Here is a 2,825-nt window from a genome sequence, read left to right on the forward strand (position 1 = left end):
TGGCGTGGGGAGTATGTCAAAATGCTTCTATCTCCCAGCGTGAGCGCTTTTTTCCCAGGAGCATCGAACCGTGGACGCGCGCTACAATCCCCAGGCCATTGAGAGCAAGTGGCAGGCCCACTGGCGTGAAATCGGGCTGGATCGCACCCCAGAGCTGAAGGACGGGAGCCGCAAATTTTATGCCCTGTCTATGTTCCCCTACCCCAGCGGCAACCTGCACATGGGGCATGTGCGCAATTACACCATCACCGATGTAATTGCCCGCCACAAACGAATGCAGGGGTACGCAGTGCTGCACCCGATGGGCTGGGATGCCTTTGGCCTGCCGGCGGAGAATGCCGCCATCGACCGGGGGATCCCACCGGCCAAGTGGACCTACCAAAACATTGCCCAGATGCGGGATCAGTTGCAGCGGTTGGGCCTGTCCTACGACTGGGAGCGGGAGATTACCAGTTGTTCGCCGGACTACTACAAGTGGACGCAGTGGATCTTCCTGCAATTTTTGCAGGCGGGCTTGGCCTACCAGAAAGAGGCGGCGGTGAACTGGGATCCGGTGGATCAGACGGTGCTGGCCAACGAGCAGGTGGATGCGGAGGGGCGCTCCTGGAGATCCGGTGCCCTGGTGGAAAAGCGCATGCTCAAGCAGTGGTTTTTCAAAATCACCGCCTATGCCGACCAACTGCTGGCGGATCTGGAAAAGCTCTCCGGCTGGCCGGAGCGGGTGCGCACCATGCAGGAGAACTGGATCGGCCAATCGGTGGGGGCTAAGGTGATTTTCAAAACCGAGGCAGGGGACGAGCTGGCAGTGTTCACCACCCGGCCCGATACCCTCTGGGGGGCCACCTTCATGGTGATGTCGCCGGAGCACCCCTTGGTGGACAAGCTCACCACCGCCGAGCAACTGCAGGCCGTCAGAGCCTATCAAGCCCAGGCCGCTGCCCGCAGCGAGATCGAGCGCAGCGCTGAAGACCGGGAAAAGACAGGGGTTTGGACGGGATCCTACGCCATCAACCCCGTTAACCAAGAGCGGATCCCCATCTGGATTGCCGACTATGTGCTGATGGGCTACGGGACGGGGGCCATCATGGCCGTGCCCGCCCACGACCAGCGGGATTTCGAGTTTGCCCGCAAGTTCGGCCTGCCCATCAAGCGGGTGGTGCAGCCGCCGGAGGGTTCTCCGGCCTCAGCGGATCGCGCCAGCGGGACGGAGTCCTCAGAACTGCAGGCTGCCTGGACGGGGGAAGGGGTGATGATCAACTCTGGCCCCCTAGACGGGATCCCGGTGGGCAAAGGCCCAGGGCAAAGCGTGGAAAGAGCCATCGCCTGGCTGGAAGCCCAGGGGCTGGGGGAAAAGCAGATCAACTACCGCCTGCGGGATTGGCTGATCTCGCGGCAGCGCTACTGGGGTTGTCCCATCCCGGTGATCCATTGTCCCCACTGTGGCATTGTGCCGGTGCCGGAGAAGGATCTGCCGGTGCTCTTGCCGGAGGATGTGGAGCTGACGGGGCGAGGGGGATCCCCGTTGGCCCAGTTGGAGGACTGGGTGAAGGTGAAGTGCCCCACCTGTGGCGCGGAGGCTCGCCGGGAAACCGATACCATGGACACCTTTGTCTGCTCGTCGTGGTACTTCCTGCGCTTTAGCGATGCCCGCAACGACCAAGAGATCTTCCGCAAAGACCAGGTGAACGCCTGGCTGCCGGTGGATCAGTATGTGGGCGGCATCGAGCACGCCATCCTGCACCTGCTCTATTCCCGCTTTTTTACCAAGGTGTTGCGGGATCGGGGGCTGCTGGATTTTGACGAGCCGTTCTCGCGTCTGCTCACCCAGGGGATGGTGCAAGGGCGCACCTACTACAACCCCAACAAGTCCGGCAAGGATCGCTGGATCCCGGCAGCTCTGGTGCAGGATCCCAACGACCCGCGGGATCCGGAAACGGGCGAGCCCCTGCAAGTTATCTACGCTACCATGTCCAAGTCCAAGGGCAACGGCGTGGATCCCGAGGAGGTGCTGGCCCACTACGGGGCGGATACGGCCCGCATGTTTATCTTGTTCAAGGCCCCGCCGGAGAAGGATCTGGAGTGGGACGATGCCGATGTGGAGGGGCAATTTCGCTTTCTCAACCGCGTCTGGCGGCAGGTGTACGAGTTTGTCGTTCGCGGTGGCGGGACGGAGTCCTGGCGGGGCAGGGTCTCAGAGCTGTTGCCGGCCAAGGTCGAGGTGGGATCCCTGACCAAGGCGGAAAAAGATCTGCGCCGGGCCATCCACACCGCCATCAAGGAAGTCAGCGAAGATCTGGAAAACGATTATCAATTCAACACCGCCATTGCCGAGCTGATGAAGCTGAGCAATGCTCTGGGGGAGGCCGGGATCCCGGATTCGCCGGTCTATGCAGAGGGGATCCGCACGCTGGTGTTGCTGATGGCGCCTTTTGCCCCCCATATTGCGGAGGAGCTGTGGCAGGCGCTGGGGGGCGCAGACTCGGTGCATCGGCAGTCTTGGCCCAGCTATGACCCGGCAGCGCTGGTGGCCGACACGGTGACCATTGTGATTCAGGTGAACGGCAAATTGCGCGGCTCGTTTGAGGCCCCTGCCGAGGTGACGCCGGAGGAGCAGGAACAGTTGGCCCTTCGGTCAGAAGCAGCGCAGAAATACCTGGAGGGGGCAACACCCAAAAAAGTGGTGGTGGTGCCGAAAAAGCTGGTTAACTTTGTCCTCTAACGGCGGGCCTGGCCAAAATGTTCCGCACTGCTGACACGAACGGGATCGGGGCTTTCACCAAATTTTCGGGCTGGAGGCCCGCACCATAGCCGCAGGCTTGGTGTCG

1 protein-coding gene is annotated in these 2,825 nt (G+C 61.9%); it reads left to right on the plus strand.

Annotation, left to right across the window (positions count from 1 at the left end; genetic code table 11):
* Window positions 1-70 precede the first annotated feature (70 nt).
* On the plus strand, window positions 71-2,719 hold the full coding sequence (gene leuS / locus NW820_RS00650) for a leucine--tRNA ligase (protein WP_414406400.1): 2,649 nt from the start codon (window positions 71-73) through the stop codon (window positions 2,717-2,719).
* Window positions 2,720-2,825 lie beyond the last annotated feature (106 nt).

Origin of the sequence: Synechococcus sp. R55.7 (assembly GCF_047461955.1) — a bacterium.
Lineage (GTDB): Bacteria > Cyanobacteriota > Cyanobacteriia > Thermostichales > Thermostichaceae > Thermostichus.